We start from the raw sequence: 6,091 nt of genomic DNA, 5'->3' as shown, positions 1-6,091 counted from the left end.
ACGTGAAAGAAACTGCCCAGGAGCAAACGCGATCAGGATYGCAGCCAGTACCCCTGTTTTATGCCCTCCGAGATATTTTCCGATATAGTAAACAGGAATGACAGTCAGGGCCCCAAGCACTGCAGGGAAATAGGCTCCTACAGTATTAATCAGATCCTGGCCAGGATTACCCAGTCCCAAAAATAGAGATGCTATGGCCATCATCTGATCATAAAGAGGACCGAAATGGATGTAGCTCCCGTTAGGATAGTTGGTCATAGGGTTGAAAAACATCCTGTTCGGGTAGTTTTCAAGAAGAACATTTAAGGTCCGCATATGGTACCAGGCGTCATTGCTCGTGAACTTTACAAACCCATTGGCTAAAAACACAGAATCATAAGGACGCATTCTGATCCATAGGGCTACAAAACCAATTATCGCAACTGCCAGAGTATAAGGCAAGCTGGATTTGATTTTAGACTGAAACGTTAATACAGGACGACCCTGAGAACTCATAGTAATCCCTTCGGGAAATACATACAACTAATCTAGAGCTACAGAAGAAGTTAAATGGATTGTATTAATTCGATGTAACGGTTTATAATTTTATCCCATTTTTGATCTGGAGCTTCGTAATATTTGCTCGTCCCAGGAAGGCTCAGTATAACTTTTCGGATAGATTCGATATCACCTGGAGGAACAAAAAAAGTACCTTCATATCCAGCCATCGATTCTTTTAAACCACCCACCGCGGAGACTACAACAGGTTTTCCAAAGGACATGGCAATATGGGCAATTCCACTCTGCGAAGCCCTCAGGTAGGGCAGAACCACCACATCTGCAGCGCTGAAATAAATATTTACCTTCTCGTCAGGAACGTACTCGTCTATAAGCGTAATTTTGTTATGTGCTGGAGAAGCCTTAATCTGGTCGAGCAGTTCCTTCCGGTCTTCCCAGATTTCTCCGACAATCAGCAATCTGCTTTTCTCAAGGATTTCTGAAGGGAACTGTTCAAAAGCCCTGATCAAATATGGAGTACCTTTGTACTTTCGGATTAAACCAAATGAAAGGATGACAAACTCATCATTTATCGAGAGGTTCTTTCTTGCCTCTTTTATGTCGAGCAGTTCCCCATACTGGTCATAAAGCCCATGTGGGATTACATGGATTTTTTCAGGAGCAATTGCATATCTTTCTGAAACAAGCTGTTTATCGGATTCAGAATGGGTAATATATGCATCAAGGTTTTTGCGAAGCAGTTTTCCCGTTATTTTTGAATATAAACGAATCGGAAGTATGGATTCCTCAAATGGATCCACAACTTCATGAAACTCTATTATGATTTTAGGTTTATTTAACAGACCCGCAAACATCTTTAGTAGGAGCTGCATGTGCGCAACCGAAGAAGTCCACCACTGCAAAACTATAACATCCGGTTTATGTAATTTAATAAAACTGTACGCCCTGACCCATGTCAGCGGGTTATTGTAATCCATTCCATCGAAAACCGGGATTCCGGATGAAAAGTTCAGGTTTGAAATGTCTTTTCCGACATGAGATTTTCCAGGGAAAAGGAAAGTGGGCAATAACTGCCTAAAGCAAATCACAGAAACATTTTTTTCTGCAGACATTGCATTTGCCAGACGGATGGTATAATAACTGATGCCACTTAAAAAACGCTTGGAAGGTCCGACTATGCAAATGCTTCTACTTGATGCCATCTACCTTAACTATCACATTATCTTTATATTAAGCTAATGCATTAGATTTTAAAGAGAGGTTTGTGAGTGAAGATCGCACAGATTTGCCCTAGATATTCCCCAGACATTGGAGGAGTTGAAACCGATGTCAAAGAAATCAGCGAAAGACTGGTTTCAGAAGGACATGATGTAGAAGTAATAACTACAGACCCTAGCGGTAAACTGAAAAAAGAGGACATAATAAATGGGGTGAGGGTTACAAGATTCAAATCGTTTGCCCCTGGAAGTGCGTATTACTTTGCTCCACAAATATACATCTATCTGAAGAATCATAACTATGATGTAATTCATGCGCATAGCTATCATGCGCTTCCGGCTCTTTTTGCAGCTCTAAGCGAACGCAAAAAAAAGTTTGTGTTCTCTCCGTATTACCATCGTGGGGGACATACTCCATTCAGAAATCTGCTCCATAAGCCCTATAAATTTTTTGGAAAAATGATATTTTCTCGTGCAGATACCGTTATATGTATATCCGAATACGAAAAAAGGCTGGTAGAGTCTGATTTTAATGTTGAGGAAAAAACTATAAAAATTCCGAATGGGCTTAATCTCTCAGAATTTAAAAATCTGAAACATCACAAAAATGAAAGCAAAGAAAAGATGCTTCTCTATGTAGGGCGTTTGGAAGAATATAAGGGAGTACAGTATATAATTCAGAGCTTACCCGGACTCCAAGATTTTAGATTAAAAATTGTAGGGAGAGGACCTTACGAAAAGGAACTTCACAATATAGCAGAAAAACTTGGAGTGAAGGAAAGAATAGAATGGCTAAAAAATCTTTCAAGAAAAGAGCTTCTTGAATGTTATGCAGATGCGGACATATTTTTGATGCTTTCGTCTCATGAATCATATGGGATTACGGTCGCAGAAGCACTGGCTTCCGGGACGCCATGCGTGGTAGTATTGGGCAGCGCGCTGGATGAATTTGTGGATGGAACTCGATGCTTCGGGGTAGATAAGCCGATCAGAAAAGAAAGGATAATTAAGTTAATAAATCAGCTAAAAGATGTAAAATCAAATAACGAATTTATTACAGAGAATCTTACAGTTTTCGATTGGAATTACGTAACAGAAGAAATAAAAAAGATATATAATGCATAAGTAAACCTGATTTACTTAATTGGGAGCTCGATTAAAAGCTTGGAATATATCAATAGTTGTGACAATTAACACAACCATATTCTATACTTATCGTAGAAATCGATTTTTAGGTTTGTACATTAACCCATCAATCATTGCAAACCAATACCCTTTAGCAGAGTCAAAATTCCCTTTTGCAATTGAGTCTATGATCCTAAAACAAATTCCAGAAAGGATAACAAATATAAGATATATATATTCAAAACCTTTAGTGTTTTTATTTACAATAAATAATTTATTTCGATATCCATAGTAGATTTGGAAGGATTTTTTAAAACTCTCGTTTGCTGTTTTAGAACCAATATGCCAGATTTCAGCATAAGGAGTATAAACCAGGTTCAACCCGGCTCTTCTGGCTCTTATACACCAATCAACGTCTTCATTATACATAAAAAAATCTTTGTCCAGAAGACCTATTTTTTCGAATGCCTTTTTATTAACCATTAGAGCGCAACCAGTTATCCACTCAACTTGTTTATAATCTTCGTTATCAACCGACTGATCGTCTACAAAGTTATAATATTTTGTGATTTTTCCACCATTATACCAAATTTTAGAAGGAGAGTCATAATAATAAATCTTCGGCCCTATTGCTGCAGCGTCAGGATTATCTATTGCAGCTTTAGCCATCTTTGAGATAAATTCTTCTTTAAACACAGTATCATTATTCAGTAATAATACCCATTCTCCCCGAGCTTCTCGGATTCCTACATTATTTCCCTCCGCGAACCCTAGGTTTTCCTTATTGTCTATAAAAAGGAGATTGTGTTTGCTTGAAATCTCTGCGAGTTTTACAACAGAGTTATCTTTGGAACCATTATCAATAACAATTATCTCAAAATCTTTGCAGTAATTTTTGTTTTTAAGGAGGTATTCTATGCAATCAATCGTCATATCCGGTTGATTATAATTTAAAAGGATAACGGATAACATAATTACCTACTACACTTCAGGCTTTTTTTCCACTTTTCATAAGTTTAATCTTCAAAAAGGATCTGGCTACAATAATAAGTTTTGCAGAACATACTACAGGGTGCCACAGCCATGCAAGATCTCTATCTTTTATGATACTGTAGAGAGCTAATACAGTCGGATATATAAGCATATTTGACATAAAAAACGGAATTGCACCACTACTCCCTCCACTATTGCAGCTATTTTCTCCACCACTATCTCTTTTCTCTTTGAGACCTGCTTTTATATCCCTCTCATATTTTTTCACAAAACCACGAAAAGTAGTTGCATGCAGATGATACACTTCACAGTTTTTAACATAAACAAATGTATATCCAGCTTTTGCAATCCTGCAGGTTAAGTCAACATCCTCTTTAGACTTAAAATCAGGAAAACCTCCAACCTCCAGTATCGCACTTCGTTTCAGAAGTGTATGTCCTGTGCCAATTTCAACGTAGTTATTAGCATCAACAAGTTCAGGAATTCCATTTCGGCGATAAGGATGCTGCAGTATTGAATAACGAGCTATACTTGGATATTCCTTCTTATAGGCACCAAGCGCCCATGTTCCACCCACTCTGGTAGATTTGAGGAAAGGTTCGACCATTTTTACAGTCCATGAACAGTCCGGAAGTTCACAATCGGAATCTACAAATGCACATATTTCCCCGGTCGAGATGTCGATCCCTATTTGTCTTGACTTTCCAATGCCACACCCTGCAAATTCATGTAGATGCACATTTAAATTTTTATACTCATTAACAATTTCTTGTGTTCCGTCATTTGACCCGCCATCAATAACAAGAACCTCAAAAGAAGAGTACTTTTGTGAAATAATTGATTCAATGCAACTCCGTATAGTTTTGTGATTATTTAAAGTTAAAACAATAAAAGAAACTTGGGGAAAATTGATCATCAGAATCCATCCATGGCTTTTTCTATAGTTTCCAGATATTCTTCGGACACTTTTGAGACATCATATTTTTTAATTATTTGATTTACCTTTATACTTATATTGTCAAGGACTGCCTGATCTTTTAAACTCCCCAATTTAGACAAGAAATCTTCCATGGATCCATCATAAATCAGCCCACCATCCGCAACTACCTCTGGCATTGAAGCCCTGTTAGGGACAACGGCTAGTTTACCACTCGCAAAAGACTCTATAATTGGTACACAAAAACCTTCGTGTAAACTTGCTGTAACAAATGCATTTGAAGAAGCGTAATATTTCGGCAAGTCATCATCTGAGACTCTTCCGGCAAAAATGACCCGATCCTTGACATTTAAAGAAACTGCTAGATTTTCCAAGTTTTCTTTTTCGATCCCGCTCCCCACAATAACTAATAAAAAATCTTCGCTAAGGTTGGGTATAGCTTTAATCAGGAAATCAACCTGTTTTGACGGCACCAGGCGGCCCACGTACAATAAAACAAAACGGCCGTACAGATTATGTTTTCTTCTAATTTCCTCAGCATCTATATAATTAAAACGATCAAGATGTATTCCCAATGGTGTTACCAATATCTTTCGGTTTTTCCTTGCGTTAACATATGGCTCGATTTCCTTTTTTACAGATTCACTTCGGACTAAAATCAGATTGCTTGATTTCATTGATCTGAGGCTTACAAAACGTCTTACAGAGGTCAACAACTTATCTTTAAAGTACATATAACGTATTGGAGTTATACCCTGAAAATCCCATATTAATTTCAAATTCGGATTAAAGGATTTAGCAAGATGAGCACTGAATAAAGCAGGTATGTCTGGACTATATAAAATTAATAAATTATATTTTTTCAATTTTTGAGCCAGTGGATATATTTTTGTCACAGCAAAAAGGACAGATTTAATGTTGTGGTCTTTTATGCTAGTATAATTGTATTGACTGACTTTAGCGGGTATTTCGGTCTGAGTTACAAAAGTATAAAGATCAACATGATGGCTATCTGAAAGCTTTTTTAGCATATCCACACTATAATTACTTATAGCGTCGTATTTTGTTAACCTGGTAGTAAGGAAAGCAATATTCATTATTCTGTCCCCGAATAACTGCAATAAAATTTAATGGGATATAAAAGTTAGTCTTAGAGATAGTTGCTAAAAACATATGTCTCAAAACCCTTCTATTTATTCCCTAAAATGTCGAATATACTCATCTTTTCATATTTGATCAACGACCTATTTTCAAGACCCAGTTTATTTAGAGCAATAAATAAAATGCATTTAGAACTACCTAATATTATTTAATAATCTAA

General features: G+C 36.9%; 6 protein-coding genes. 1 reads left to right on the top strand and 5 read right to left on the bottom strand.

The genetic code is table 11. The features are described 5' to 3' along the window. Together FXV91_RS12850 and FXV91_RS12845 are read right to left on the bottom strand one after the other, a co-directional pair. The coding region (locus FXV91_RS12850; RefSeq protein ID WP_275948901.1) for an STT3 domain-containing protein at positions 1 to 495 on the bottom strand (495 nt) is incomplete at its 3' end. Positions 496 to 545: 50 nt separating this feature from the next. Continuing rightward, on the bottom strand, positions 546 to 1,700 hold the full coding sequence (locus FXV91_RS12845) for a glycosyltransferase (RefSeq protein ID WP_229390994.1): 1,155 nt from the start codon (positions 1,698 to 1,700) through the stop codon (positions 546 to 548). Between the two features lie 66 nt (positions 1,701 to 1,766). On the opposite strand from FXV91_RS12845, the gene FXV91_RS20255 reads away from it, so the two are divergent. Continuing rightward, the gene (locus FXV91_RS20255) at positions 1,767 to 2,840 is read left to right on the top strand and encodes a glycosyltransferase family 4 protein (protein ID WP_229390993.1); all 1,074 of its coding nucleotides are present in this window, start codon (positions 1,767 to 1,769) and stop codon (positions 2,838 to 2,840) included. Between the two features lie 87 nt (positions 2,841 to 2,927). Here FXV91_RS20255 and FXV91_RS12835 read toward each other — a convergent pair whose 3' ends face one another. Genes FXV91_RS12835 through FXV91_RS12825 form a run of 3 tightly spaced genes read right to left on the bottom strand, consistent with a single transcriptional unit; the run spans position 2,928 to position 5,867 of the window. Further along, a complete protein-coding gene (locus FXV91_RS12835; protein ID WP_229390992.1) occupies positions 2,928 to 3,812 on the bottom strand; it encodes a glycosyltransferase family 2 protein in 885 nt (294 codons plus the stop codon). A gap of 16 nt (positions 3,813 to 3,828) precedes the next feature. After that, a complete protein-coding gene (locus FXV91_RS12830) occupies positions 3,829 to 4,749 on the bottom strand; it encodes a glycosyltransferase (RefSeq protein ID WP_229390991.1) in 921 nt (306 codons plus the stop codon). After that, a complete protein-coding gene (locus tag FXV91_RS12825) occupies positions 4,749 to 5,867 on the bottom strand; it encodes a glycosyltransferase family 1 protein (RefSeq protein ID WP_229390990.1) in 1,119 nt (372 codons plus the stop codon). The genes FXV91_RS12830 and FXV91_RS12825 overlap by 1 nt, the downstream gene beginning before the upstream one ends. Positions 5,868 to 6,091 lie beyond the last annotated feature (224 nt).

The organism is Methanosarcina sp. DH2, assembly GCF_020804225.1.
In the GTDB taxonomy this organism is placed as follows: domain Archaea; phylum Halobacteriota; class Methanosarcinia; order Methanosarcinales; family Methanosarcinaceae; genus Methanosarcina.
Note: the sequence above shows the minus strand (reverse complement) of the source record. Positions and strands in the feature narration are given on the sequence as shown.

Coding starts and splice junctions, on each gene's coding strand:
- FXV91_RS12845 (WP_229390994.1), bottom strand. CDS start 1,700: ATGGCATCAAGTAGAAGCATTTGCATAGTCGGACCTTCCAAGCGTTTT.
- FXV91_RS12830 (WP_229390991.1), bottom strand. CDS start 4,749: ATGATCAATTTTCCCCAAGTTTCTTTTATTGTTTTAACTTTAAATAAT.
- FXV91_RS12835 (WP_229390992.1), bottom strand. CDS start 3,812: ATGTTATCCGTTATCCTTTTAAATTATAATCAACCGGATATGACGATT.
- FXV91_RS12825 (WP_229390990.1), bottom strand. CDS start 5,867: ATGAATATTGCTTTCCTTACTACCAGGTTAACAAAATACGACGCTATA.